The sequence below is a fragment of the Bifidobacterium pseudolongum subsp. globosum genome, from assembly GCF_000741295.1.
In the GTDB taxonomy this organism is placed as follows: Bacteria; Actinomycetota; Actinomycetes; order Actinomycetales; family Bifidobacteriaceae; genus Bifidobacterium; species Bifidobacterium globosum.
Map to the genome: position 1 here is coordinate 71,471 of NZ_JGZG01000005.1, position 25,356 is coordinate 96,826.

The window sequence follows — 25,356 nt, forward strand, 5'->3', positions numbered from 1 at the left end:
GATTATGAATAGTTGGGCGTCTGAGGTGATTGCCGAACCGCGCGACATGCAGAAGACCGTCGATGAGAGCATCATCGATGGTGTGATGAGCGGGTTGATAAGGCAAAATGACACTGCTGAGGAACGGTTTGTGCCCAAGCTGATTTCCAATCAGCCCGGAAGCACGATGGGGGATGCCATCCGTGAGGAATTGAAGGGCAGCGAATCTTTTGACATTTCGGTAGCATTCGTCAGTGAAAACGCATTGAAATCGATGTATCAGGCATTCGTTGATCATGCGAAGAAAAGCGGGAAACGTAACCGGATCATTACCTCCACCAAAAACTATTTCAACAGTCCCAAGGCATTCAAGGAACTGATGAAACTCCAACGCGACGCCAATGTGGAGGTTCTGATTTGGGAACACGGCGACAGTGGGGAATCAGGGGGGACGATTGCTCAAGATCAACCATTTCATCCCAAAGGGTATCTCTTCACCAGACGCATGGAAGAGGGAAGAGCTTATTACAATCTGTACGTTGGCAGTTCGAACCTCACGTCCTTTGCGTTGCAGAATCAGCGTGAATGGAATCTTCGTGTGTCTTCGACCAGTGAGGCGCAGCTGATTCAGCAGGTCAAAGAGGAATTGGCGGATCAAGTCAGGCAATCGGTCCCGTTGACTGATGAATGGTTAGCGCAGTACGAGGAGGAGTTCAAGAACTACGCACCTCCGCGCACGCAAATCCTCCAGCAGGCACGTGCGGCGAAAATCGAACCAAATGCAATGCAGCGCGACGCATTAGCAAGCATTCGACAGTTGCGTGACGAGGGACAGCGTCGTGCCATCGTCATCTCCGCAACTGGTACGGGCAAAACCTACCTTTCTGCATTCGACGTACGCGAGTTCCACCCCAAACGCATGCTGTATGTAGCCAACCGTGACACGATCCTCAAGGCCGCACGCGAATCATACCAGCGGGTGCTCGGCTGTGATGAGGCCGAACTCGGCTTGCTCACTGGCAGCAGTAAACAACACGATGCCAAGTATGTGTTCGCATCGGTAGACACACTTCGCCGTCATATGGAGGAATGGTACGAGCCCGACGACTTCGATTACGTGCTTATCGATGAGGCTCATCATTCTGGTGCGAACAACTATCGTTCGGTCATTGATTATTTCTCAGAAGCCCGCTTCATGCTTGGTATGACAGCAACTCCAGAACGAACGGATAGTTTCGACATCTTTGCATTGTTCGACCACAACATCGCGTATGAAATCCGCCTGCAAAAAGCGCTTGACGAGAATATGCTGTGTCCCTTCCATTACTATGGCGTGCACGAATTCCTAGGAGAGAATGGTTCGCGTGTCGATTCAAACAAAGGCATATCGAAGAGCGACAAACAACAGATTCAATACTCTCTTGAAGAATTGACTGAACCGAGTCGCGTGCGATACATCATCCGTAAGCTCGAGCAATATGGCTCTTACGGCCAACAAGTGACTGGGCTGGTGTTCTGCTCCAGGATTGACGAGGCAGAGCAGTTGTCCCATCTGTTCAATCAGGAAACCAATCAACAGGCTGAACGCCCGTATCGAACAGTTGCCATCAGCGGCAAAACCTCGCCGAAAGATGTAGAGAACGCAGTGAACCGGCTTGAAGCGGGCGAACTCGACTACATCTTCACTGTCGATAAATTCAATGAAGGTATTGATATCCCTGCAATCAACCAGATTGTGATGTTGCGCAACACCGAATCCAGCATCGTGTTCACGCAGCAGTTGGGCCGAGGTCTGCGCAAGTTCCCGCACAAGACATGTGTTACGGTCATCGATTTCATAGGCAACTATGCGAATAACTATCTCATTCCTGTTGCCTTGTATGGAAATGCAGGCGACAGCGATATCGTCCGTAAGAATTTGCAACGCGAAGCTGTGGGGTTGTCCTCAATCAGTTTCGATGAGATCTCACGCAAGCAGGTATTGAAATCATTGGATACAGCGTCGTGGTCGGATAAGAAGATGCTTCGCGAACAGTATTCCGTGATGCGCAATGAGCTTGGTCGCATTCCGATGTTGACAGATGTATACCGGCATGATCCGTCGATGGTGATGACGATGGCGCAGAAAAACAGCAGCTACTTCGACTTTGCACGCGAGGCGGAGACTGTGTTGTCCGATGAGGAGCAGGGCAGTGGGTTCGCGCATACGTTGTTGCCTGTTGACGCACAGGGCGAACAATGGCTCAAAATGGCCACTGAGATTCTTTTGGTTGCCATCCGCCCGCAGGAATTGGTGGTTCTCGATGAATTGCTCACATCATGTAATAAGGGCGTCTATTCGCCGATATCAGTGTTACGTCTGAAGGAAGCGGTTGCAACCCGATTCCCAGCCTCGTACCATACGGACGCCCAGCTTGAATCGGCGCTCAGGGTATTGGATTGGTCATTCTTCGACACGGCTGCCAAGAAGTCCTATGGGGAATGTGCGGTTATCGAGCGTAGTGCTGGAGGGATCAGCCTCGCTCCTGAGTTTGCTGCGAGGCTCGTGAACAATGACACGTTCCGCCGCTTCTTCGTGGACAATGTACGCACGGGGTTGAAACGGTTTGCGGATCTTCTCGAGGAATCCGCTAAAACTGGGCATTCGCTGCAGGATGACCGAGGATTCGTCTATGAACACCGATACAAGATGTTCGAAGTGGAACGCCTGCTTGCATGGCCCAAGCAAATCAACGGCAGCAGCGTCGGCGGCTATCTGCTCCCCAAAGAGGGCGGCAGCATGCCCGTGTTCGTCAAATACGCGAACAGCCAGTATGCCGACCGCTTCCTCAATCCTCAGGAGATGCATTGGTTCAGCAAGGACAAACGCAGTTTCAAATCACGTGAGATCGAATGGATGTCACAAGGGCAGGGAGATGTGGATTGGGGTGCGACGCATTTCATCCCATTGTTCGTCATGCGCAAGGCTGACGCTGAAAAACTCAAGATGTACTACTACGTTGGCCGCGTCGGCTCATGTGCGAACATGCGTGAGACGGCACGCGACAACAGTGGCGAAACGGTCAGGCTCGTGGAGATGGATCTGCGTCTCACAAAACCGCTGAGCACGGAGCTGTACCAGCATCTCACTGGTCAAGTCGATGCGTGAATCATGGGCCCGCTATAGGCTGTCGGCATGAGCAAACCAGCACAGCGCGCACAATCCGCAGCCGAGCCCAAAGCGCCAAACATCGCGCGTTTTGCGCCCGCGGAACATCTGCATGAAGCACGACTGCAGTTGTTGGAGCGGGAGGGCTCCTACGATTCTGCGCGCTTCTTCGACCAGCGGGCGGATGAGCTCGACGCGCTGCTCGCCACGTTCCTGGACTGTGCGTTCGAACATTCCCAGGCAGCGGCGCTGACGCTCGACCGTGCGCACGTCAGCCACACCATGTTCACGGAATGCGGTGTCGCGCAGCTGCATGCGGTCGGCGCGGGGTTCGCGGACTGCATGTTCACGGGCTGTCGGTTCGGCTCATTCGCCGCCATGGAATCGTCAATGCATTCGGTGGAGATGCGCGACTGCCACATCGGCTACCTCAATCTGCGCGATGCCACATGGCGCGACGTGCGGTTCGTCGACTGTGTGATCGACGAATTCGACGCCGTCGGCGCGCAACTGACCCGCGTGGCGTTTCCGGGCACGCGCATCGAGTCGATCAATCTGCAGCATGCCACGGTCAGTGATGTGGATCTGCGCGGCATGCGCCTGCACCGCATAGAGAATGTGGAGTATCTGCGCGGAACCACCATGTCGCTCGACCAGATCGCCGACCTCGCCGCCGCGTTCGCCGCGAGCCTCGGCATCCGCGTGGCGTAAGGGAATAAACATATACAACGGTACAGTGGGAACGCGGAACAACTGATTGGCGGAAAGATGGAATCATTGCAGATCGCACGGCGCATCGTCGCGGCATACGGCGATGCGTGTTTCCTGACGAATCTCAAACTCAACCTGCTCGTGTACTGGTGTCAGGTCGAGGCTCTGCGGCAGTCAGGCGAGCCACTGTTCGCCGACGAGATCAGCGTGGGGCAGTGCGGGCCGGTCGAGCCGCTCGTATGGTCGGAATACGCCACGTTCGGCTCGCGCATGATCCGTCAACGTGATGAATGGCAGGAAGCCGACCTCGATGAGCGCGCGGAAGGCGTCATCGCGCGCGTGCTCGCCTCGCTCGGCGATCTGACCGCCGACGACCTGCTCCGCATGTCGAGCGCGCGTGGTGGCGCATGGTGGAACGCGCGTGGACGGGGCGATGTGCGCATCACCGTCGAGTGCATTGTGCGCTCCGTGGACATGCACGCCGCCGCCCCCACGAGCACACTCGCGCGCAGTGTGGGCGAAGTGGCGCGGGAATATCCGAACGCGCTACGCCTGTTGGAGCGTTCATGATGAGAGGGGAGCGGCCCATGCATACGGCAGAGCCAAACGCGGAGCCAATCGAACTCGACGGCGAGCAGATGCGCATGGACGCGCTCGCCGAATCGGTGTTCGAAGTCTATTTGGGCACAATCCGCGGCACGGGGCTCGACATCACGCCAACCGCGCCGGCGGCGGTGGATGAGGCGATCCTGGGACGTGTGCAGTCGGTGCTTGGCGCGACGTTCCTCACGTTCTTCGGCATTGCGCCCGCGCAACGGTATGCGGACGTGTTCGCGCAGATCGCGGACTACGCCACACGCTTCGCGAAAGACCACATCTTCCCGGACGGCAACAAACGGACGGCGGTCAAGATGTCACTCGCGATCCTCAAGATGCACGGGTGGGATGTGCGTGCGCGTGATGCGGGCGAGCCGGAGCGCAACGAGCTGTACCAGTGGGTGCAGAGTATCGTCACCGGGCGCGGCAGTGCGGAGGAACTTGCGGCGTTCCTGCGTGAGCACGCGGTGTGGGTGGGGTAGTGCGCGGGTGTCCGAAAGAGGCTACAGAATCTGCTCCATGCCGTATTTGTAGACGCTCATGCCAAGATGCTCGTAGAACTTGACGGCGGCCGGGTTCGCGGCCCACGCGTTGAGTGTCACGTTGTGGTAGCCGTGCGCGCGGGCGTGGTCGAGCATGTGGTTGTACAGCGTGGTGCCCACATGCTTGCCGCGAGCGGCTTCGTCCACACAGATGTCGTCTATGTACAGCGTGCGGATTGGTTGCAGATTGTTGCTGCCGGTGTGGTCCTCATCCACGCAGAACGCGTAGCCGAGCAACGTGCCATCGGTATCGATCGCCACGAAGATCGGGCGCGAATCATCGGCGATGATCCGCGCGAGTTCGTCGGGCGTGTACTTCGTCTTGCCTTCGATGAACAGATCGGGGCGGCCGTGTGCGTGCACATCGTTGACCTGCCGCAGCATGTCCATGATGGCGTTGATGTCGGTGGCTTGCGCGCGGCGGATGGTGAGGCCTGTCATGCTTCAAGTATTGCGTGTGGAAAGACAAGCGGTGTCGAGCGTGGGCTCAGCCGATGAGCCACTTGGCGTTCGCGACGCTGTACAGCGGGATGAAGGGGATGAGGATCGGGGTGTGCTTGGTGTAGTGCTGGTACTCCGGGTCGCTGCCATACTCCTTGTTCTGGCGCAGTTCAAGGCGGCGCGCGCCGCCGAACATGATCCAGCAGATGCACAGGTACCCGCCGATGGCGGCGATCCACTGCCATGCGCCGCTGAGGATGGTGACACCGGAGACGAAGACGCCGGTCCACGTGACGATTTCACCGAGATAATTGGGGCAACGCACCAGGCGGAACAGTCCCACGTCGCAGAAGCGGTGCGGATGCTGCTGCTTGAAGCGGTTCTTGGTCAGGTCGGCTGCGGATTCGAGCAAGATGCCGGCGCCCATGATCGCCGCACCCACAATGGCCATGGCGTCGGTGCCCGCATGGTTCTGCAGGCGGAATGCGATCGGGGAGGCCTCGCATGCGTAGAGCAGCGCGCAACCCACCCAGGTGAGGAGCTTGAGGGGGAGCTTCACATGCTTCCCGTTGTCAATCGCCTGCTGCATGACCTGATGGTAGGAGGAGCTGCGGTACTCGCGTGCGAGCAGATAGCCGCCAAGCCGCAGGCCATAGACAATAAGGAGCGCCGCCATCACAATCGACACGGCGGTCAGGCCGCCGGTGATACCGAAGTAGATGAGCAACGCCGCGCCGATGCCGGCGATCGAGAAGCCGTAGCCAATCGAGATGAACCAGATGTACCGGTGGAAACCGACGCCGCTGATTGCGAGTGCCACAAGAAAGATAATCAAAAATGCCATATTCCAAGCGTATCGGAGTATGCTGGGGTTCTTGTGGTTTGCGGCGAATAGCGCTCTGGGCACATTCCCGGGCGTGTTGGCCGAGTTGGGGTGTGTGGTTGAAACATATTTCGGCTGGGAAGGAGCATTTTTCGGCCAACACCCATGTATACAGGGGCGGAAACTGGCGCCATCAAGGGGCCAATACATGGCCCCTACCCAGAAAATGCTCCTCCCCAGCCGAGATGCGTTGCTGTGGGAGCTTAGCAGGCGAATGTAAGCCCCGAGGGACGCTCCTTCCACGCTTCGCGTCGCCTATCCGGCACGCATTCGAGGGGGAGCGGGGTGCTCAAAAGATAGTTCTTGCCGGTGCGCTCGCGGATGAGCCGTCCTACCAGTTCCGCCACGTGCCGTTTATCCGCGTCGGTGATGAACCCGAGACCGATGACTTGCACGTAGGCCCAGCCAGATGCCTCTATCGCGAAGCGCCGGAGCGAGTCCTGCGCCCATTGCTCACTGTGGTGCCTGCCATCGTATTCGACAGCCACCATGGCTTCAGGGAACGCAAGGTCCAAAAAGATGAGGCGCCCGTCCGGCAACCTCACAGGAAGATTGACCACCGGTCGGGGAAGGCCATAACATTCGAGCGTGAGCCTCAATATGGTTTCCATGACGGAATCGGTGTGCTCTTCCATCAATTCCAAGGCTTTGCGGCATTGTGTAATTCCTTTGGGCGGCCGTGTGCCATTGCGGTGCGCGCGGCACTCCACACGTGCGATGAGGTCGGCGAAGCCGTCCAATGTCAGTGGCTCATGAAGGGTGTTCCTGCGCATCATCGCATCGCCTAGGATGATGAGGTCCTTAAGTCCAAGAAAACGCGAGAACATGAACCATGTGAATTCGGGTGTCGTGCAGGTGATACCCTCTGCGATTTCGATGGTCTCTATTGGTATGCTGCTGACGAATACTGCGGTGGGAGCGACCCGTTTAGTGCCGGGGCGTGCGAGGGCGTGCCTATCGCGTCCTTTGTTGTTGCGGTGATCCACAACCGTCTGGAGCACATCGGCATGAAGTCTGGGCATCGAAGTGACAGAAGCTTCTGGGTCCCAATCCACGCCGAGCAGTCGGAGCGCTGTGGTCAACGTGAATATGCATGCCGTGGCGCGCCGGCAATAACGCTCAAATTGCAGGCAGGTCTCCAATTGGCATTCCTGCCGCTGCTCTGGCGTCTCGAAGTGTCCGGGCATGTCCTGTTCCTCGCTATGAATTCGAATGTTGTGCCGACTCTAACGGATGCAACCTCGGCTGTCAGCCATCGTGGTGATGCCTGTGGAAACGGTGGATAGCGGGCGGAAAATACTGACAGAATGTGGAGGAAGCGGTGGATGCCGCCGGTCATCAGCTGGGTTCGGTTGCGGTGTGGCTTTCAAGACGAAATCAGTCCTCAGCCAGTGAGAACTAGTAAGAGAGGCGTTCGGTGAAACCATTTTGACTGGGGAGGAGCATTTTTCGGCCATCACCCATATATATAGGGCGAAAACTGGCTCCAGCACGAGGCAGGTATCTGGGTTCTGCCCGGAAAATGCTCCTCTCCAGCCTGAAAACACGATGAATGCACAGGGATCGTACGAAACAGGCGGTGTTTCATGTTTTCGTGCCAGTAACCTGTTCGTAGCATCGGATTTTTACGCTGCACACATGCATCACGCATGGAGCGTGGTCACGAACAGCGAGGGAAACCATGAGCAAGCAGTCCTTTCGGTCCATCGCCGCGTGTCTTCTTGGCGCGGCGCTGTGTGTGAGCGCCGCCGCATGCGGCACGTCCGACGAAGCATCGTCATCCGGTAGTGAAACCAGCACCGCATCGCCGCAGGCATATGATGTGTCCAAAATCGAGACGGACGAGGAGATCGCCGCGCTGCTGCCGGATTCGGTGAAGCAGGACGGCGTGCTCACCGTGGGCATGGACACCTCGTACGCCCCGGCCGAATTCCTGGCCGAAGACGGCAAGACGCCGGTGGGCTACGATGTTGACCTGTCGAACGCGCTCGCCAAGGTGCTGGGCCTCAAGGCCGACCAGCAGGTCTCCAAGTTCGACCTGATCATCCCCTCGGTCGGCTCCAAGTACGACGTGGGCATCTCGTCATTCACGATCACGCCCGAACGCATGGACGCCGTCGATTTTGTGAGCTTCTACAAGGCCGGCTCCACATGGGTCACCAAGAAGGGCAACCCCACGAATGTCGACACCGCGGACCTGTGCGGCGTGCGCGTGGCGGTGCAGACCGGCACCACGCAGGAAGAGGAAGTCACGCAGATGAGCGAGGACTGCACCAAGAACGGCAAGGATGCGATCGATATCCTGTCGAACGCGTTGCAGACCGACGTGACGACCAATGTGACCACCGGCAAGGCTGACGTGTTCTATGCCGATTCGCCGGTGGCGGGCTATGCGATCACGCAGACCGACGGCCAGCTTGAGGCGCTCGGCGAGGATGTTGGTGTGACGAAGCAGGGCATTGTGGTCAAGAAAGGCGACAAACAGACCGCCGAAGCGCTGCAGAAGGCCATGCAGAAGCTCATGGACAGCGGCGTCTACGAAGAGATCCTCGAGCAATGGGGCGCGCAGTCTGGCGCGATCGACAAGTCCGAGGTCAACCCCACCGACGTCTCCCAGTGACCGGCGCGCGCTTGGCCCGCGCACACGGTAGGATATAGCTGCATGTGTGTGGCGCGCTCGCCCCGGCGAACGCGCCACACACATTGAGCAGCGGTAGTGTTCGCGTTGAGCACATTTGTATTTTATGCAGTGTATGCCATAAATATACAAACCAATCGACGGCGCCGAATCCTGCGGCACAACGACGCGCATATGAGACCGGAGGAACAAGAAAGAATGGCAGTGCAGAGTCTCAAGAAGATCATGGCGGGCATGCTGGGAGCGGCGATGCTCCTGACGGCGGTGGCCTGCGGCACGACCGATGAGAGCACGGACGCAAAGGCGGAGGCGAAGGCCGGGTTCGACGTCTCCACGGTGAAGAAGGACGACACGATTGCCGCCATGCTGCCGAAGAGCGTCGCCGACAGTGGTGAGCTGACGGTGGGCATGGAGCTGTCGTATGCCCCGGCCGAGTTCGTGGGCGACGACGGCAAGACGCCGGAAGGCTATGACGTGGACCTGGCGAAGGCGCTGGGCAAGGTGTTCGGCTTGGACACGAAGATCATCTCGTCCACATTCGACACGATTGTGCCGTCGGTGGGCACCAAATACGATCTGGGCATCACGGCGATGACGATCACGCAGGAGCGCATGGACGCCGTCGATTTCGTGAGCTACTACAAGGCCGGCTCGAGCTGGGCGGTCAAGAAGGGCAACCCGGAGCACATCGACGTCAACGATCTGTGCGGCAAGAAGATCGCCGTGCAGGTGGGTACCACCCAGGAAGAGGAAGCCAACGAGATCAAGCAGCAATGCGCGGCCGACGGCAAGGCGGCTGTGGAAGTGATGCCGAGCAAGCTGCAGACCGACGCCGCTACCGCGGTGGCCACCGGCAAGGCCGATGTGTTCTACGCCGATTCGCCTGTGGCCGGCTACGCGATCTCGCAGACGGGCGACGCGCTTGAGGATCTGGGCAGCGCCGAAGGCGTGGTCAAGCAGGGCATCGCCATCAAGAAGGGAGACACCGAGCTGGCCAAGGCCGTGCAGGCCGCCATGCAGCACCTGATGGATGACGGCACCTACATGAAGATCCTAGAGGCCTGGGGTGTGGAATCTGGCGCCATCAAGACTGCCGAGATCAACCCGAAAGACCTGGACTGAACGTAACCATGTGCGCGCGGTGGACTCCACCAGCGTGCACATGCATTGTTGTGGAGAAGAAAGCGAGGAGACCGATGCCTCATCATGTTGAACGCGACGGCGAAGGACTGCCGATCCCGAACCGCATCGAAGCCAAGCCAGTCAAACGCACCGGCCAGATCGTGGCGGCGGTCATCGTGGCGCTGCTGGCGGCGATGCTCATCCATGGGCTGGTCACCAATCCGCGGTTCGAATGGAACGTGGTGTGGAAGTACCTGTTCAACGAGCGCGTGCTCGAAGGCGTGGGATACACGCTCATCCTCACGTTCCTTTCCATGATCATCGCCATCATCCTGGCGGTCATCCTGGCGATCATGCGCAAATCCGCCAACCCGGTGCTGCGCGGGGTGAGCTGGTTCTACATCTGGTTCTTCCGCGGCACACCTGTGTACACGCAGCTCGTGTTCTGGGGCCTGTTCTCGGTGTTGATTCCACGCCTTTCGCTGGGCATCCCCTTCACCTCGGTGGAGTTCTGGAGTGTGGATTCGCAGACCGTGGTGACCGCGTTCAACGCCGCCGTGATCGGCCTGGCGCTCAACGAAGCCGCTTACCTCGCCGAAATCGTGCGCGCCGGCCTTGAAGCGGTCGACCCGGGCCAGGAGGAGGCCGCCAAGGCGCTCGGCATGAAGCGTTCGATGATCATGCGCCGCGTGATCTTGCCCCAGGCCATGCGCATCATCATCCCGCCCACCGGCAACGAGACGATCGGCATGCTCAAGACCACGTCGCTTGTGCTCGCCGTGCCGTTCACGCTGGAACTGCAGTACGCCACGAACGCGATCGCGAACCGCATCTACAAGCCGATCCCGTTGCTCATTGTGGCCAGCTTCTGGTACCTGCTCATCACCTCGATCTTCATGGTGATCCAGTCAATGCTCGAAAAGCACTTCGGCAAGGGCTTCGAAGCGCGGCCGGTGGGCACCAAGGGCAAGCAGACGCCGCTGCCGGGCAAGACCGAAGGCGAACCGCAAGACGACGTGAACAAGACGAACGAGGCGGCGTTCCTCGGCTACAACGCCTAACGGACAGGAAGGGCATACACTCATGACCTCACAGACAACGCACGCCGCAACCGCCGGGGCGCAGGCCCCGAAGCCTGTTGTGGAGGCGAAAGACGTGCACAAGGCCTTCGGCGACCTGCATGTGCTCAAGGGCATCAACCTCGAAGTGGAACCGGGCACCGTCACCGTGATCCTGGGGCCGTCGGGCTCGGGCAAATCCACGTTCCTGCGCCTGATCAACCAGTTGGAGACGCTCACCGGCGGCGAGATCGACGTGAACGGCGAGATGATCGGCTACAAGCGCCTTCCTGACGGCACGCTGCAGAGGCTCAACGAGAAGGAGATCGCGCAGCAGCGCTCCAAGCTCGGCATGGTGTTCCAGAAATTCAACCTCTTCCCGCACATGACCGTGCTCGAAAACGTGATGGAAGCGCCGGTGCACGTCAAGCACATGCCCAAGGCCGAGGCGCGCGAACTCGCCATCGCCGAACTCAAGCGCGTAGGGCTCGGCGACCGCATGGACTATTACCCGGGCCAGCTTTCGGGCGGCCAGCAGCAGCGCGTCGCCATTGCGCGCGCGCTTGCGATGAAACCCGAGATCATGCTGTTCGACGAGCCGACGAGCGCGCTCGACCCCGAACTCGTGGGTGAGGTGCTCAATGTGATGCGTTCGCTCGCCGACGAGGGCATGACGATGATCGTGGTGACGCACGAGATCGGATTCGCGCGCGAAGTCGCAGATCAGATCGTGTTCATGGACGGCGGCGTTGTGGTGGAACAGGGCGGCCCAGAGATCATCGACCACCCGCGCGAGGTGCGGTTCCGTGACTTCCTGCAGCATGTGCTGTAGTGGAGATCTAGTGTGAGGGCGGTGTTTGGCCGGTTGCCGAGATGATTGGCAGCCGTCCGGCTTCGTTGATGCGACGACTCCGGCATGCGCCCATTTGGGCGTCCCTCCTCAGTGCGCTCCGTAGGCGCATGCCGGGTCGGCGCAAGACCTTCTCTCCCGCCGGTTCAGCATTGTAGAGGTTCTTTTCGCGAAAGCCCAGCGCGTGTAGTCCTCAGGACTACACGCGCCCACTATATGGTCACGCTATGCGCTGTGTTGCTATAGATTGGTGATGCGCAACCACTCGGCGACCGCCTCGCGCCGGTTGCCGACGCCCAACTTGCGCGTTGCGCGGCTCACATAGGTCTTGACGGTGGAGGGGCTGACGTCCATGAGCATGGCGATGTCTGGGGTGAGCATGCCTTGCGACAGATAATCCATGACGGTGCGCTCGTTCTCCGAGAGGTTGAGCAACGCGGGTTTGCCGTCGGTCTGCAGTCGTGCGAACGCCTGTTGCGGGGAATCGAAGAAGACGCCGTCTCGCATCGGCAGCCGACTGCCGTCGAGCAGCGTGGCGATGGACTCACGGAGGCGTTCGAGGTCTTCTTTCGCGACGATGCCCTGCATGCCGGCTGCCAATGCCTCGGTGGCGTACATCTGCGGGTCGTACGAGGTGGCGCCAAGAATCGGGGTGTGGTCGTCTTCGAACCGGATCATGGAGCACATTTCGAGGCCGGACATGCCATGCATGGCGATGTCGGTCACGATCAGGTCGGCGGCCGGGGCCGTGCCACATAGACTGCGGTGGTAGGCATCGATGCCACTCCTCCCGCTGTTCGCTGTCCAGTCGACGGTGAGGTGTGGCTGTTTGTCGAGGAAAGACGCGAGCAGCCCGAGTACAAGACGGTCGTTGTCCACGATAGCGATGCGGAACGGCGTCTGCCGGCCAGAAGATGGTGTGGATTGGCTTGCGTCCTCTGTTCCATTGCTGGTGGTTGTGTTCACGTGCATCATCATAGAACACAGCGCCGCGCGCAGGTGGCGGTATTTCACGGGCGGGGGAGGCGGGCGCGTTCGGTTACGGCGAAACCGCCGGCGACCAAGCAAAAGCGTGGGAACCGTGGAAGTGCACCGGATTGCCGTGCATTGCGCGCCGCCGTCGGTTATGCTGGTGCCTATGTGTGGAATTGTAGGTTACGCAGGTGATGTGAATTGTCCTTCGATGCGCCCCCTCGAGGTGTGCTTGCAGGGATTGGAACGTTTGGAATACCGTGGGTACGATTCGGCCGGTGTGGCGCTGACCGCGCCCGGCATGGACCGTGTGGCGGTGCGCAAGAAGGCCGGCCGCCTTTCGAATCTGGTGGAAGACATCGAGGCACGGCCGCTGCCGGACGCCACGGTGGCGATCGGCCACACGCGTTGGGCCACGAACGGTGTGCCCAACGATGTGAACGCGCACCCGCATGCGAGCCGTGACGGCAAGGTGGCGATCATTCACAACGGCATCATCGAGAATGCCTCGCAGTTGCGTCTGGACCTGCAGGCGGAAGGCTACCGGTTCGTTTCGGGCACCGACACCGAGGTGGCGGCCAAGCTGCTGGGCAAGATTGTGGACGCGGTGATCGCGGAGACGGGCGAGCCCGACCTGTTCGAGGCGATGCGCCGCTTGGGCCGCATGCTCGAAGGCGCGTTCACGATCCTGGCCGTGGATTGCCGCCAGCCGGGCATCGTGGTCGGCGCCCGCCATGATTCGCCGCTTGTCGTGGGCCTTGGCGAGGGCGAGAACTTCCTGGGCTCCGACGTGGCAGCGTTCGTGGCATACACGAAGACCGCGATGGAGATCGGCCAGGACCAGGCCGTGATGATTGACGCGCACGGCGTGGCCGTGACCGATTTCGACGGCAACGACGTGCCCGAGCCTGTGGTGTACGAGATCGACTGGGACGCTTCGGCCGCCGAAAAGGGCGGTTGGGATTCGTTCATGGACAAGGAGATCCACGAGGAGCCGGCCGCCGTGCAGCGCACACTGATCGGGCGTCTGGACGACGAAGGGCGCCTCAACCTCGACGAAGTGCACATCGACGAGCATGATTTCAAGGCCGTCGACAAGATCATCGTGATCGGCTGCGGCACGGCGAGCTATGCGGGCATGGTGGCCAAATACGCGATCGAGCACTGGGTGCGCATCCCGGTGGAGGTCGAGCTGGCGCATGAGTTCCGCTACCGCGACCCGATCCTCACGCCGCGCACGCTCGTGGTGGCGATCTCGCAGTCGGGCGAGACGATGGACACGCTCATGGCACTGCGCCATGCGCGCGAACAGGGGTCCAAGGTGCTCGCGATCTGCAACACGCAGGGCGCGTCTATCCCGCGTGAATCCGACGCGGTGCTGTACACCCACGCCGGCCCCGAAGTGGCCGTGGCCTCCACGAAGGCGTTCGTGGCGCAGATCACCGCCGCCTATGTGCTCGGCCTCTATCTGGCCCAGCTCAAGGGCACCGTGTTCCGTGACGAGATCGCGCAGACGCTCGATTCGCTCAAGGACATGCCGCGCAAAATCCAGTGGGTGCTCGACACGCAGCCATCCAAGGTGGCCGCCGCGGCCCGCCAGTTGCGTGACGCGAACTCGTTCCTGTTCCTGGGCCGGCACGTGGGCTACCCGGTCGCGCTCGAAGGCGCGCTCAAGCTTAAGGAGATCGCCTACACGTTCACGGAGGGCTTCGCCGCCGGCGAGCTCAAGCACGGGCCGATCGCGCTTGTGGACGAAGGCGAGCCGGTCGTGTTCATCGTGCCACCGGCGCGCGGCCGCAACGTGCTGCATGCCAAGGTGATTTCGGGCATCGAAGAGGTCAAGGCCCGCGGCGCCACGATCATCGCGGTCGCGGAGGAAGGCGACGCCGACGTGGAACGTTACGCCGACGTGGTCTTCTGGCGGCCCGAATGCCCCACGTTGATGAGCCCGCTCGTCGACGTGGTGCCACTGCAGCTGCTCGCCATGGACATGGCCAAGCAGAAGGGCTACGACGTGGACAAGCCGCGCAATCTGGCCAAGTCCGTCACGGTGGAGTAGTGGCGGGCCAGCCACCCGAGTGCCGCGACCATGGCCCGGGCATGCCGAGATGCATGCCCGGGCCATCACCGTTGGGTGCTCGATGAACCCGACATTCCTTTCGACCTGCCTGTGCTGTACGAGGACGAGGCGATCATCGTCGTGGACAAGCCGCATTTCCTCGCCACGATGCCGCGCGGCATGTGGTACCGCCAGACCGCGCTGATGCGGCTGCGCGAACGCTACAACGACCCGCGCATCGTGCCGGCGCACCGCCTCGACCGGCCGACCGCCGGCGTGCTCGTGTTCGTGCGCGATCCGGCTGCGCGCGGGGCGTACCAGCTCGTATTCCAGAACCGCCGTGCGCGCAAGGTCTACGAGTGCCTCGCGCCGGTGCGCGTGCCGCAACAGCCGCACACCGGCACCGTCGTGCGCCTCGCCGCACCACGGCCGTTCCCATTGGAACGCCGCTCACACATCGTCAAAACACGCGGTGTGCTGTGCGCGCAGGAGATTCCCGGTGTGGTCAACGCGGTCACCCGCATCGAGCGCGCAGAGCTCGACCGCGCCGCCTCGGCGCGCGCAGGCGAGCCGGTCGCGCGCTACGTGCTGCACCCGCAGACCGGCAAAACACACCAGTTGCGCGTGCACATGAACGCGCTCGGCCTGCCGATCCTCGGCGACGATTTCTACCCGTGCATCGAGCAGCGCGCCTACGACGATTTCTCTCAGCCGCTCGAACTCGTGGCGCGCGTGCTCGAATTTCGCGACCCGCTCACCGGCGAGCCGCGACGTTTCGTCTCGCGTGTGCCGCTCGGCGCGGCAATTTCACGCATGTAGCGCAATCCGCGCCGCCCCGCATGCAGACTGCTAGAACTGGAGGAAGCAGATGTATTCGGTAAGGAGCGGATCATGGGTTACGTCATTGCACTGTGCATAGTGGTGCTTGCTGCGTTCGTGTGCACGGCGGTCGTGCTGGTCAGGGACGGCGGGGAGCGTGAGGCCCGTGTGTTTACCGAGCTCGAACCCGAGCAGCAGCAGATGCTGTACAACACGCCGATCGAGTATGAAGACGAATCGCATCAGTCGTGGCGTCAGAAGGGCATTGTGCGCAATGTGACCCCGCGCGACGACGACACGGCCGATGTGGAAGTGATGTGGTACAACGCGAAGCCCGACGAGACGACGCGTAAGAAGGAAACGAACATCGAGCGCATCGCTGCCAAGAAGAAGGATGTACAGGCCAAAGGCATGCATAAGGGCGGCGTCGTCACGATCCGCGTGCAGCCCGGCCAGGGCGTCACGGTCGTCGCCGCGTAACACGCCCCGCCCGCTATGCTGGAGTGCGTACAGGTCAACACACGGTGAGGAGTCGATGTGCGCGCATGGGCGGAGCGGATGGTGGCGGTGGTATGTGCGGCGGGCGTGATGGTCGCCGTGGCGGGCTGCGGTGAGCCCGACGACCGCACGCAGATCAGCGTGTGGTCGTGGGAGCCCAGCATGGCCGCGTTGATCGCCGATTTCGAGGCGCGCAACCCGGACATCCATGTGACGCAGATCGGCACGGCCGACTACAGCAAACTCAACTCGGCAATCCAGGACGGCTATGGCACGCCGGACGTGGTGCAGCTGGAGTATTTCGCCTTGCCGCAGTATGCGGTCAGCGGCCAGTTGCGCGACCTGACGAGTCGCACCACGGATTACGGCTCGTTCTATACGCCCGGCTCATGGTCGTCGGTGCAGCTCGACGGGCGTGTGTACGGTGTGCCGATGGATTCGGGCCCCATGGCCTTCTTCTACAATCAGGACGTGTTCGAGCAGGCGGGCGTGGATGCCGCGAAGATCCGCACATGGGACGACTATTACCGTGCGGCGAAGAAGCTCAAGGAGAACGGCGTCTACATCGCGGCCGACGACGGCGATGCGAGTTTCTACAACGCGATGATCTGGCTCGCCGGTGGCAGGCCCTACAACACCTCGCACGACGGCAAAGAGGTCTCGATCACGCTCGACACCGACACCGGCACGCAGGAGTTCACGCGGTTCTGGCAGCAGATGATCGACGAAGACCTCGTGAACACGCGGCTGGACACGTGGTCGGACGACTGGAAGCAGGCGCTCGGATCGGGCACCGTGGCGTCGCTGTTCGCCGGCGCATGGATGCCGTCGCTGATGCTGGCCGACGTGCCCGGCACCGCCGGCCTGTGGCGCGTGGCGCAGATGCCCACGGCGCATGGCAACCTGACGAACGCCGAAAACGGCGGGTCGGCGCTCGGCGTGCTCAGTTCGAGCCGGCGCCCGGAGGCCTCATGGCGGTTCATCGAATATGTGTGCCACGAGACGGCGGGCATCATGACGCGCGTGGACGGCGGAGCGTTCCCTGCTGACAACGCCACGCTCAACAGCGCCAACTTCCTGAACAAGACCACGGTGCGCGACGCGCGAGGCATCGAGGTGCCGTATTTCGGCGGGCAGAAATTCAACACGGTGCTTGCTCAGGCCGCGAGCCACGTCAGCACCGGTTACCAGTACCTGCCGTTCGAGGTGTATGCGCGCAGCGATTTCCGTGCCACCGTCGGCGCCGCATACACGTGGGTGAACGACGAGCACACGTATTATGACGCGGTGCGGCGCGAACGCGAAGGGCTCATCCAACGCAAGGACATGCCGCAAACTCCCGGCCCGCAGGTCACATTGTGCGAGGGGATCGAACGCTGGCAGAGCGACCTCAAGGAGTACGGCGCCAACCAGGGCTTCACCATGCGCTAGATGTTCTTGCGGTAGATCCAGAGCATGCCCTTGAAGATGAGGTCGGGGTCGACCACGTCGATCAACGGCGTGTCGAGTATGCGCGCAAGACCGCCGGTGGCCACAATCTGGAAGTCCTCGGGGATCTCGCGGTGGAATTGCGTGATGATGCGTTCGATGCCGCCGAGGAAGTCGTAATACAGCCCGGCTTGGATCGCGTTCTTCGTGTCTTTCGCCAGAATCGACGTGGGGCGCCGGATCTCCACTTCGGGCAGCTGCGCCGTCATCGAGGTGAGCGCCTCAGCCGCGGTGCGGATGCCGGTCGTGATCAGGCCGCAGGTGATGGTGGCGTGCTCATCCACATAGTTGTAGGTGGTGGCCGTGCCCATGTCGATCACGAGCGTGCGGCCGCCGTATGTGGCGTACGCGCCGGCGCAGTCGGCGAGGCAGTCGGCGCCGAGCGAGCGCGGGTCGTCGATGTGGATGTTCATGCCGGTGCGGATGCCCGGGCCGACCACCATCGGTGTGATGCCAAGGAACTTGACGATCGCCGCGGTGAACGAATGCATCACCTTCGGCACGACCGACGTGATGATCACGTCGTGCACATCGCGCGGCGCAAAGCCTTTGAGCTGCAGGAACTGCAGCATCATGATGCCGAACTCGTCGGAGGTGTGGTTCGATTTGGTGGTGATGCGGTAGGTGGCGGCCACCTGCTCGTCTTCGATGAACCCGAGCACGATGTTCGTGTTTCCAATGTCTACGGCGATCAGCATAGCGTCTCCTTCGTGCCGGGCGTGGCGTGCGCGGCGAAATATGCACGCCCCTCTATAATAGCGGGAGGTGGCCGACCCCGGCTGGGGCGGTCAACCATATGCAACAAGCAGAAGTCAAGAAGCGCGGGCGGCAAGCCCGCATGCAACCAACCATTGAGGATTCCATGACAGCAACGAATGGAGCCAATGGCGCGCACGGCGAGTCCGGCGCGACCGAAGGGCACACCAACCAGCAAGACACCGCATTCAGCACCGACGCCTCACTCCAGGCGCACGCCAAACGGCCGGGCGGCGGGCCACGACGTTCCATCTGGGCCATTGTGGCCGTGATCGTGATCGCCGTGGCGCTCATCGTGGGTTTTTGGCACCCGTGGGCCCGCAAGGCGGACCAGACGCAGTCCAGCGGCGCCGCGGACACCGTGGCGATCGGGCTCAAACTCGCCCCCACCAACCTCGACATTCGCAACACGGCCGGCTCCGCGCTCGACCAGGTGCTCATCGGCAACGTGTACGAAGGCCTTGTGGCCCGCAGCAGCGAGAACAAGGTGGTGCCGGCGCTCGCGAAAAGCTGGGATGTGAGCGCTGACGGCCTGAAGTACACGTTCCATCTCAACACAGGACTCACGTTCTCGAACGGCGATCCGTTGACCGCCGAAGACGTGGTGTGGTCGATCAACGAGCTCGAAAGCAAGCAATACCACGACGCCGACGCACTGAAGAACTCCAAGTCGGTGAGTGCGCCGAACAGCGACACCGTGGTGATCGAACTGACCAAGCCCTACGCCAACCTGCTGTGGGCGCTGACGGGCCGCGCCGGACTCGTGTTCGACAAGGACGCGAAGTATGTGGCGAAGACGCAGGCGGTGGGCTCGGGCCCGTATGTGGTGGAACAGTTCACCCCGAACAGCTCGATCACGTTGAAGGCCAACCCGGAGTATTGGGGCGCCCAGCCCAAGACGCCCACGGTCGTGGTGAAGTACTTCGCCGACGACAACGCCGCCGTGAACGCGCTCAAATCCAACGAGGTGCAGGTGCTCGCCCCGATCACCGCGTCGCTCGCCAAGCCGTTCGAAGATGACCCGGCGCACTACACGGTGGAAGCCGGCGACGGCACGGACAAATACGTGCTGGGCATGAACAACGCCGCAGGCAAGCCCACAGGCGACAAGCGCGTGCGTGAGGCGATCCGCTACGCGATCGACCATGACCAGCTCATCGCCGCGCGCGGCGGCGCCGACAAGGCACTCGGCGGCCCGATCCCGTCGCTCGACCCAGGCTATGAGGACCTCACGGGCCTGTACCCGCACGACGTGGAGAAGGCGAAGGCGCTGCTCACAGAGGCCGGCTACACCAAGGAACATCCGCTCAAGCTCACGCTCACCTACGCCAACACCTACGGCACCGACATCGGCGACCAGTTGCGCAGCCAGCTCAAGGCCGTGAACATCGACCTCAAGGTGAACGTCGTCGAGTTCTCCACATGGCTGCAGGACGTGTACACCGACAAGGACTACGACCTTTCGCTCGTCGACCACAACGAAAGCCACGACTTCACGCAATGGTCGAACGCGGACTACTACTACAACTACAACAACCCCAAGGTGGCGGAACTCACCGATGAGGCGCTTGGCTCCACCGACGACGCCAAGCGCGACGAGCTGCTCGCGCAGGCCGCGCGCATCGTCTCGCAGGACGCCGCCGCCGACTGGCTGTTCAACTACCGCGTGACCACGGCGATGGACAAAGGTGTGAGCGGGTTCCCCGTGAACATGAACCAGACACTGATGCCGCTGGCTGAACTCAGCTATACGCCGGCCGTCACCAAGTAACATCACAACCAATACGCGAACCGCCCGGACGGTCTGAGCCGGGCCCCGCGGCCAGGGCGGCACAGCGCATGTGCCGCCCGCCCACAACCCTAAGGGGACTATGAAATACCTTGCACGCCGGCTGCTGCTGTTTGTTGTGGGGCTCTTCGCCATCTCCGTGGTGATCTTCCTGGCGTTGCGCGTGCTGCCCGGCGATATCGCCACCATCATGGCCGGCCTCAACTCGCCACCCGAACGCGTGGAGGCGCTGCGCGCGCAGATGGGACTCGACCGCCAGCTGATCGTGCAGTACGGCGCGTGGATCGCCGGCTTGGTGCGTGGCGACTTCGGCACCGCCATGCTCACCGGACAACCCGTGGCCGCCCTCGTCGGCACCCGTGCCGCCATCACCTTCCCGCTCATCATTCTGGGCCTCATCATCGCGCTTGCGATCGGCATACCCACTGGGTGTGCCGCCGTGCTCGCGCGTTCCCCGCGCGCCCGCGCCGTCTACCAGGGTGTGGCCATTGTGGGTGGCGCCGTGCCGGCCCTGTGGGGTGGCCTGATCCTCATCCTGCTGTTCGCGCGAGGATCGGGGTTGATCCCCATCCTGCCCGCGTCGGGCTTCCCGCAGGCGGGCTGGGCCGACCCCGGCCGTGCGCTCGCCTCGCTCGTGCTGCCCGCGTTGACCGTGGGCGTGATCGTGGGTGCGTCGATGATGCGCTACACGCGCTCCGCCCTGCAATCCGTGGCCTCCACCGGCACGATCGAGATGGCCATGGCATGCGGCATGACACGCACGCAGGCGTTGACGCGCGTGGGGTTGCGGCTCGCCATGCCGCAGCTCGTCTCGGTGATCGGCCTGACCTTCGCCGAGATGATCACCGGCGTGATGGTGATCGAGAACCTGTTCGCGTTGCCCGGCATCGGCAGCGGGCTCGTCGACGACCTGGGGCACCGCGACCTCATCGCCGTGCAGAGCGAACTGTTCATGCTCGCCGCGTTCTTCCTCGTCATCGGCCTGCTCGTCGACATCGCGCACCGCGCGCTCGACCCGCGGTTGGGAGATTGATATGCCAGATTCACCCACACCCACCCCACGCGTGCGCGCCGACGCACGCGGCGTGCACGGCCGGCGCCGTATGCGCATTGTGCTCAGTACGATGTGGAGCCACGGCACCGGTCGGTTCGCGCTCATCGTGCTCGGACTTTGGATGCTCATTTCGGTGGTCTCGCTGTTCTGGACCCCGCAGTCACTGTGGAAGACCGACGGCTATCACGTCTGGGCCGCGCCCTCGCGCGCCCATTGGCTCGGCACCGACGGCACCGGCGCCGACCTGTTCAGCTGGCTCATGGCCGGCTCGCGCACCAATCTGCTCATCGTGCTGCTCACCGTGGCCTTCGCCGCGGCGTTCGGCCTGCTGCTCGTCGCGATGATGGTCTCGCGCCATTCCGCGCTCGCACATGGCTCGGTCGTGGCGATCGACGCACTGATCTCAATCCCCACCGTGCTGATCGCACTCATGCTCGCCGTGCCGATGGGCGCGTCCGTGGCGGTCATCGTGCTCGCGTGCGGCTTCGGGTACGGCCTCAACCTGGCGCGTGTGGCACGCCCGCAGGCGCTGCTCGCCGCGCACAGCATGTACGTGGAGTCGGCGCTCGCGAACGGCGCCTCTGCGCCGCGCGTGTTCTTCACGCACATCGTGCCGAATATCATGCCCGTGCTCATCGTGCAGTGCTCGCTTTCGGCAGGCACGGCCGTGCTCGCCGAAGCCGGCCTGACATATCTGGGCGTCGGCGTGCCGTCCGGCGTGCCGAGCTGGGGGCATTCGCTGAGCACGTCGGTGCGGTTCATCAACATCTACCCGCTCACCGTGCTGTGGCCGGGCCTGCTCGTCACCATTGTGGTGGTGGCGCTCAACCTGTTCGGAGACGCGCTGCGCGACGCCTCCGACCCACTCATCAATCCACGATTGCGAGGTGCATGATGGGCGTTTCGGTCAACCACCTCACCATCCGCATCGGCGGCGCGCCGATTGTCTCCGATGTGCATATCGACGTGCGCGACGGCCAGCGCGTCGGCCTGATCGGCTCGTCGGGCTCAGGCAAATCGATGATCGCGCGCGCGATGATGGGCCTGTTGCCCGTTGAAGCCACGGTCAGCGGATCGATCGATGTGAACGGCGAGCAGATCGTCGGCATGCAGGACCGCGACCTGGCGGCCCTGCGCGGCGCGGCGATCAGCATGGTGTTCCAGAATCCCGGCGCCTCGCTCAACCCGCTGCTCACGGTGGGCAGGCAGATCGCGCTGCCACTCGAACTGCACTACGACCTAGCCAACGAAGACCGCCAGGCGCGCGTGCTGGCGATGATGCGCAAAGTGGGGCTCGACGAGTCCCTGGTCGGGCGGCACCCGCATGAGCTGTCCGGCGGCCAGCAGCAGCGCGTCGGCATCGCCACCGCGCTGATCACGTCGCCGCGCCTGATCATCGCCGACGAGCCGACGACGGCGCTCGACTCGATGACGCAACGGCAGATCGTGGAACTGCTCGTCTCGCTCGTGGACGAGGCCGGCGCGGCGATGCTGTTCATCACACACGACTTTTCGGTGCTCGCGCACGCCACGCAGTACTGCTACGTGCTGGACCACGGCACGATTGTGGAGCAGGGGCGCACGCGGCGTGTGCTCGCCGAGCCGAGCACCCCGCAGGGCGCGCGCCTCGTGATGGCCGCGCGCGAACTGACATTGCACGGAGTGGAAGGCGAAGGCGGCGGCACACGAGGGGAGCGGGCGCAATGACAGGCGCACTGACGCAGGCGGAACAGACGGACGTACTGCTCCAGGGCGAGCGCGTATGCAAGGTTTTCGGCCCGGCGCGCGCACGGCACCAAGTGCTGTTCGACGTCGACATCAGCGTGCCGGCGGGGCAGTGCGTGGCGATCATCGGCGCCTCGGGATCGGGCAAATCGACGCTCACGCGCATTCTGCTGGGCTTGGAGACGCCGGACGGCGGCGATGTGCGCTACCGAGGCGCGTCGATCGAGGGTCGCGCCGGCGCGCCGCAACTGCGCGTGTTGCGCGACGAATCGGGCATCGTGTACCAGAACCCCTTCGAATCGCTCAACCCGCGGTGGACGGCGTTCCGTTCGGTTGCCGAACCGCTGCGCCTGCGTGACCGGCGCATCGACGACGAGACATGCGAGCGCCGGGTGCGTGAGGCGCTCACGCTCGTGTCGCTCGACCCGGACGAGATCATGTGGCGCTATCCGATGGACCTTTCCGGCGGTCAGGCGCAGCGCGTGGCGATCGCGCGCGCGATCGTGACCGGGCCGAGCGTGCTGCTCGCCGACGAGGCGATGAGCGCGATCGACGTGGCCGCACGCGTGCAGATCCTCGACGCGTTCGCGGCGATCCGCGCGCGCAACCCGCGCATGGCCATGCTGTTCGTCTCGCACGACCTTGGCGTGGTGCAGCACATCGCCGACCGCGTGCTCGTGCTGCACGAGGGGCGTGTGGTGGAGCGCGGCACGGTGCGCCAGATCCTGGAAACGCCGCAGGAAGACTATACGAAGGCGCTCATCGAGGCGGCCACGCTGTGACGGCCGACATGGCCAGCTCGCGATAACGGTATGTCCACTATGTGGACCTGCCGCCGTGCTTGTCGGGGCGCCGTGGGTACGGTATGGCACATGACGTATCTCTCATGTTGTTGTTGTCGCTAGCCACACGCCCCACAGCGCGCGGTCTTCGACGCATAACTTGAGATGGTACCGGTCTGATTCCTCAGGGCCCCAACGCCGCCCACACCAGTGAACTGCATGTGTGGCCACAGGCGCGCCCGATTTCCAACCCACACCGGATTGCCGGAACGCCACGGTGATATGCCGTCTGGCAGCCGCACCCCATCTCAACGCCATGGTTTGAACGCGCGATTCACGCGGGGCCGTCTTACGTAAAACCCCCGTACGAACCAACCGACCACCAACCACGCAAGGAACAGACCCATGGCAATCCACAACTCACTTTCCGAACTCATCGGCAACACCCCGCTCATCAAGCTCAACCATGTGACCGACGGCGTCAAAGCCACCATCGCCGTCAAGGTGGAGTACTTCAATCCCGGCGGATCGTCCAAGGACCGCATCGCCGCACGCATCATCGACGCCGCCGAACGCGAAGGCAAACTCAAGCCCGGCGGTGTGATTGTAGAGCCGACGTCCGGCAACACCGGCGTGGGGCTCGCCATGGTGGCCCAGCAGCGCGGCTACCGTACGGTCTTCGTGGTGCCCGACAAAGTGAACGAGACCAAGCGCGCCGTACTGCGCGCCTACGGAGCGGAGGTCGTGGTGACCCCCACCGACGTGGAACCCGATGACCCGCGCTCGTACTACCGAGTGTCCGACCGCTTGGCCGAGACGATCCCCGGCGCCTTCAAGCCCAATCAATACAGCAACCCGAACGGCCCGCTGAGCCACTACGAGACGACCGGCCCGGAGATCTGGGAAGCGACCGCGGGCCAGATCACGCATTTCGTGGCCGGCATCGGCACCGGCGGCACCATCTCGGGCACCGGCCGCTACCTCAAGGAAGCGTCCAACGGCGCCGTGACGGTCGTGGGTGCCGACCCGGAAGGCTCGATCTACTCCGACCCGACCAACGTGCACGGCTACAGCATCGAAGGCGTGGGCGAGGACTTCTACCCGGCCGCCTACGACCAGACGATCGCCGATGCAATCGAGCAGGTGACCGACGCCGAAGCCTACCTGATGACGCGCCGGCTCGCCGGCGAAGAGGGCCTGCTCGTCGGCGGCTCGAGCGGCATGGCGGTGGCCGCCGCCGTGGCCTACGCGAAGAAGCACGACCTCGATGCATCGCAGACGGTCGTGGTGCTGCTGCCGGATTCGGGCCGCAGCTACCTTGAGAAGATCTTCAACGACGACTGGATGATCGACAACGGCTTCGCCGACGTGGTGGCCGCCACAAGCCGCCCCTCGATCCTCGACGCGGCGCTCGCCGAAGCCATGGCCTGAGCACAACCACCCAA

The 25,356-nt window shown here is 62.4% G+C and carries 23 protein-coding genes; 18 read left to right on the plus strand and 5 right to left on the minus strand.

Annotation, left to right across the window (positions count from 1 at the left end; translation table 11 throughout):
* The first annotated feature begins 46 nt into the window (after window positions 1-46).
* The 4 genes from BPSG_RS02500 to BPSG_RS02515 are packed head-to-tail and all read left to right on the plus strand — an operon-like array spanning window position 47 to window position 4,917.
* Window positions 47-3,127: a DUF3427 domain-containing protein gene (locus BPSG_RS02500; protein WP_236822985.1), complete on the plus strand. Its 3,081-nt coding sequence runs from the start codon at window positions 47-49 to the stop codon at window positions 3,125-3,127.
* Window positions 3,128-3,154: 27 nt separating this feature from the next.
* Window positions 3,155-3,838 carry a pentapeptide repeat-containing protein gene (locus BPSG_RS02505; RefSeq protein WP_051591972.1) on the plus strand — a complete coding sequence of 228 codons (684 nt, stop codon included), beginning with the start codon at window positions 3,155-3,157 and terminating at the stop codon, window positions 3,836-3,838.
* A 57-nt stretch (window positions 3,839-3,895) separates the two neighbouring features.
* The gene (locus tag BPSG_RS02510; protein WP_026643440.1) at window positions 3,896-4,408 is read left to right on the plus strand and encodes a Panacea domain-containing protein; all 513 of its coding nucleotides are present in this window, start codon (window positions 3,896-3,898) and stop codon (window positions 4,406-4,408) included.
* Window positions 4,409-4,425: 17 nt separating this feature from the next.
* Entirely contained in the window at window positions 4,426-4,917 is a 492-nt protein-coding gene (locus tag BPSG_RS02515) for a Fic family protein (protein ID WP_026643439.1), read from the plus strand.
* Between the two features lie 21 nt (window positions 4,918-4,938).
* Here BPSG_RS02515 and BPSG_RS02520 read toward each other — a convergent pair whose 3' ends face one another.
* The 3 genes from BPSG_RS02520 to BPSG_RS08620 all read right to left on the minus strand — a co-directional run bounded on the left by BPSG_RS02520 (window position 4,939) and on the right by BPSG_RS08620 (window position 7,488).
* Entirely contained in the window at window positions 4,939-5,418 is a 480-nt protein-coding gene (locus BPSG_RS02520) for a GNAT family N-acetyltransferase (protein WP_026643438.1), read from the minus strand.
* Between the two features lie 46 nt (window positions 5,419-5,464).
* Entirely contained in the window at window positions 5,465-6,262 is a 798-nt protein-coding gene (locus BPSG_RS02525) for a DUF1295 domain-containing protein (RefSeq protein WP_026643437.1), read from the minus strand.
* 242 nt (window positions 6,263-6,504) lie between these two features.
* A complete protein-coding gene (locus BPSG_RS08620; protein WP_051591971.1) occupies window positions 6,505-7,488 on the minus strand; it encodes a hypothetical protein in 984 nt (327 codons plus the stop codon).
* Between the two features lie 494 nt (window positions 7,489-7,982).
* On the opposite strand from BPSG_RS08620, the gene BPSG_RS02535 reads away from it, so the two are divergent.
* From BPSG_RS02535 to BPSG_RS02550, 4 genes are all read left to right on the plus strand, one after another.
* Window positions 7,983-8,921 (plus strand): ABC transporter substrate-binding protein, encoded by a 939-nt coding sequence (locus BPSG_RS02535; RefSeq protein WP_026643436.1) that lies wholly within the window; start codon window positions 7,983-7,985, stop codon window positions 8,919-8,921.
* Between the two features lie 216 nt (window positions 8,922-9,137).
* Window positions 9,138-10,061, plus strand: a complete 924-nt coding sequence (locus BPSG_RS02540; RefSeq protein ID WP_022858560.1) for an ABC transporter substrate-binding protein — start codon at window positions 9,138-9,140, stop codon at window positions 10,059-10,061.
* Between the two features lie 74 nt (window positions 10,062-10,135).
* Window positions 10,136-11,122, plus strand: a complete 987-nt coding sequence (locus BPSG_RS02545; RefSeq protein WP_026643434.1) for an amino acid ABC transporter permease — start codon at window positions 10,136-10,138, stop codon at window positions 11,120-11,122.
* Between the two features lie 22 nt (window positions 11,123-11,144).
* The gene (locus BPSG_RS02550) at window positions 11,145-11,951 is read left to right on the plus strand and encodes an amino acid ABC transporter ATP-binding protein (protein WP_026643433.1); all 807 of its coding nucleotides are present in this window, start codon (window positions 11,145-11,147) and stop codon (window positions 11,949-11,951) included.
* A 258-nt stretch (window positions 11,952-12,209) separates the two neighbouring features.
* Here BPSG_RS02550 and BPSG_RS02555 read toward each other — a convergent pair whose 3' ends face one another.
* Window positions 12,210-12,935, minus strand: a complete 726-nt coding sequence (locus tag BPSG_RS02555; RefSeq protein WP_160268212.1) for a response regulator transcription factor — start codon at window positions 12,933-12,935, stop codon at window positions 12,210-12,212.
* A gap of 172 nt (window positions 12,936-13,107) precedes the next feature.
* On the opposite strand from BPSG_RS02555, the gene glmS reads away from it, so the two are divergent.
* From glmS to BPSG_RS02575, 4 genes are all read left to right on the plus strand, one after another.
* Complete coding sequence (gene glmS, locus BPSG_RS02560) at window positions 13,108-15,000, plus strand: glutamine--fructose-6-phosphate transaminase (isomerizing) (RefSeq protein WP_026643431.1); 1,893 nt, start codon at window positions 13,108-13,110, stop codon at window positions 14,998-15,000.
* A gap of 75 nt (window positions 15,001-15,075) precedes the next feature.
* Complete coding sequence (locus tag BPSG_RS02565) at window positions 15,076-15,819, plus strand: pseudouridine synthase (protein ID WP_026643430.1); 744 nt, start codon at window positions 15,076-15,078, stop codon at window positions 15,817-15,819.
* Window positions 15,820-15,891: 72 nt separating this feature from the next.
* A complete protein-coding gene (locus BPSG_RS02570) occupies window positions 15,892-16,299 on the plus strand; it encodes a hypothetical protein (protein ID WP_026643429.1) in 408 nt (135 codons plus the stop codon).
* A gap of 78 nt (window positions 16,300-16,377) precedes the next feature.
* Window positions 16,378-17,748, plus strand: a complete 1,371-nt coding sequence (locus tag BPSG_RS02575) for an ABC transporter substrate-binding protein (protein ID WP_051591969.1) — start codon at window positions 16,378-16,380, stop codon at window positions 17,746-17,748.
* On the opposite strand, the gene BPSG_RS02580 is transcribed toward BPSG_RS02575, so the two are convergent.
* Complete coding sequence (locus BPSG_RS02580) at window positions 17,745-18,503, minus strand: type III pantothenate kinase (RefSeq protein WP_026643427.1); 759 nt, start codon at window positions 18,501-18,503, stop codon at window positions 17,745-17,747. The genes BPSG_RS02575 and BPSG_RS02580 overlap by 4 nt on opposite strands.
* A gap of 164 nt (window positions 18,504-18,667) precedes the next feature.
* On the opposite strand from BPSG_RS02580, the gene BPSG_RS02585 reads away from it, so the two are divergent.
* From BPSG_RS02585 to BPSG_RS02610, 6 genes are all read left to right on the plus strand, one after another.
* Window positions 18,668-20,332 carry an ABC transporter substrate-binding protein gene (locus tag BPSG_RS02585; RefSeq protein WP_026643426.1) on the plus strand — a complete coding sequence of 555 codons (1,665 nt, stop codon included), beginning with the start codon at window positions 18,668-18,670 and terminating at the stop codon, window positions 20,330-20,332.
* A gap of 100 nt (window positions 20,333-20,432) precedes the next feature.
* Window positions 20,433-21,383 carry an ABC transporter permease gene (locus BPSG_RS02590; RefSeq protein ID WP_026643424.1) on the plus strand — a complete coding sequence of 317 codons (951 nt, stop codon included), beginning with the start codon at window positions 20,433-20,435 and terminating at the stop codon, window positions 21,381-21,383.
* A gap of 70 nt (window positions 21,384-21,453) precedes the next feature.
* The gene (locus BPSG_RS02595) at window positions 21,454-22,299 is read left to right on the plus strand and encodes an ABC transporter permease (protein ID WP_051591983.1); all 846 of its coding nucleotides are present in this window, start codon (window positions 21,454-21,456) and stop codon (window positions 22,297-22,299) included.
* Window positions 22,299-23,111, plus strand: coding sequence for an ABC transporter ATP-binding protein (locus BPSG_RS02600; RefSeq protein WP_026643422.1), 813 nt, complete (start codon window positions 22,299-22,301; stop codon window positions 23,109-23,111). Before BPSG_RS02595 ends, BPSG_RS02600 begins: the two co-directional genes overlap by 1 nt.
* Window positions 23,108-23,911, plus strand: a complete 804-nt coding sequence (locus tag BPSG_RS02605; protein WP_051591968.1) for an ABC transporter ATP-binding protein — start codon at window positions 23,108-23,110, stop codon at window positions 23,909-23,911. The genes BPSG_RS02600 and BPSG_RS02605 overlap by 4 nt, the downstream gene beginning before the upstream one ends.
* A gap of 405 nt (window positions 23,912-24,316) precedes the next feature.
* The gene (locus tag BPSG_RS02610; protein ID WP_026643420.1) at window positions 24,317-25,342 is read left to right on the plus strand and encodes a pyridoxal-phosphate dependent enzyme; all 1,026 of its coding nucleotides are present in this window, start codon (window positions 24,317-24,319) and stop codon (window positions 25,340-25,342) included.
* The last annotated feature ends 14 nt before the right edge of the window (window positions 25,343-25,356 follow it).

Coding starts and splice junctions, on each gene's coding strand:
- BPSG_RS02535 (WP_026643436.1), top strand. CDS start 7,983: ATGAGCAAGCAGTCCTTTCGGTCCATCGCCGCGTGTCTTCTTGGCGCG.
- BPSG_RS02505 (WP_051591972.1), top strand. CDS start 3,155: ATGAGCAAACCAGCACAGCGCGCACAATCCGCAGCCGAGCCCAAAGCG.
- BPSG_RS02545 (WP_026643434.1), top strand. CDS start 10,136: ATGCCTCATCATGTTGAACGCGACGGCGAAGGACTGCCGATCCCGAAC.
- BPSG_RS08620 (WP_051591971.1), bottom strand. CDS start 7,488: ATGCCCGGACACTTCGAGACGCCAGAGCAGCGGCAGGAATGCCAATTG.
- BPSG_RS02580 (WP_026643427.1), bottom strand. CDS start 18,503: ATGCTGATCGCCGTAGACATTGGAAACACGAACATCGTGCTCGGGTTC.
- BPSG_RS02540 (WP_022858560.1), top strand. CDS start 9,138: ATGGCAGTGCAGAGTCTCAAGAAGATCATGGCGGGCATGCTGGGAGCG.
- BPSG_RS02515 (WP_026643439.1), top strand. CDS start 4,426: ATGCATACGGCAGAGCCAAACGCGGAGCCAATCGAACTCGACGGCGAG.
- BPSG_RS02510 (WP_026643440.1), top strand. CDS start 3,896: ATGGAATCATTGCAGATCGCACGGCGCATCGTCGCGGCATACGGCGAT.
- BPSG_RS02520 (WP_026643438.1), bottom strand. CDS start 5,418: ATGACAGGCCTCACCATCCGCCGCGCGCAAGCCACCGACATCAACGCC.
- BPSG_RS02575 (WP_051591969.1), top strand. CDS start 16,378: ATGGTGGCGGTGGTATGTGCGGCGGGCGTGATGGTCGCCGTGGCGGGC.
- BPSG_RS02585 (WP_026643426.1), top strand. CDS start 18,668: ATGACAGCAACGAATGGAGCCAATGGCGCGCACGGCGAGTCCGGCGCG.
- BPSG_RS02525 (WP_026643437.1), bottom strand. CDS start 6,262: ATGGCATTTTTGATTATCTTTCTTGTGGCACTCGCAATCAGCGGCGTC.
- BPSG_RS02610 (WP_026643420.1), top strand. CDS start 24,317: ATGGCAATCCACAACTCACTTTCCGAACTCATCGGCAACACCCCGCTC.
- BPSG_RS02590 (WP_026643424.1), top strand. CDS start 20,433: ATGAAATACCTTGCACGCCGGCTGCTGCTGTTTGTTGTGGGGCTCTTC.
- BPSG_RS02595 (WP_051591983.1), top strand. CDS start 21,454: ATGCGCATTGTGCTCAGTACGATGTGGAGCCACGGCACCGGTCGGTTC.
- BPSG_RS02550 (WP_026643433.1), top strand. CDS start 11,145: ATGACCTCACAGACAACGCACGCCGCAACCGCCGGGGCGCAGGCCCCG.
- BPSG_RS02500 (WP_236822985.1), top strand. CDS start 47: ATGCAGAAGACCGTCGATGAGAGCATCATCGATGGTGTGATGAGCGGG.
- glmS (WP_026643431.1), top strand. CDS start 13,108: ATGTGTGGAATTGTAGGTTACGCAGGTGATGTGAATTGTCCTTCGATG.
- BPSG_RS02600 (WP_026643422.1), top strand. CDS start 22,299: ATGGGCGTTTCGGTCAACCACCTCACCATCCGCATCGGCGGCGCGCCG.
- BPSG_RS02605 (WP_051591968.1), top strand. CDS start 23,108: ATGACAGGCGCACTGACGCAGGCGGAACAGACGGACGTACTGCTCCAG.
- BPSG_RS02570 (WP_026643429.1), top strand. CDS start 15,892: ATGGGTTACGTCATTGCACTGTGCATAGTGGTGCTTGCTGCGTTCGTG.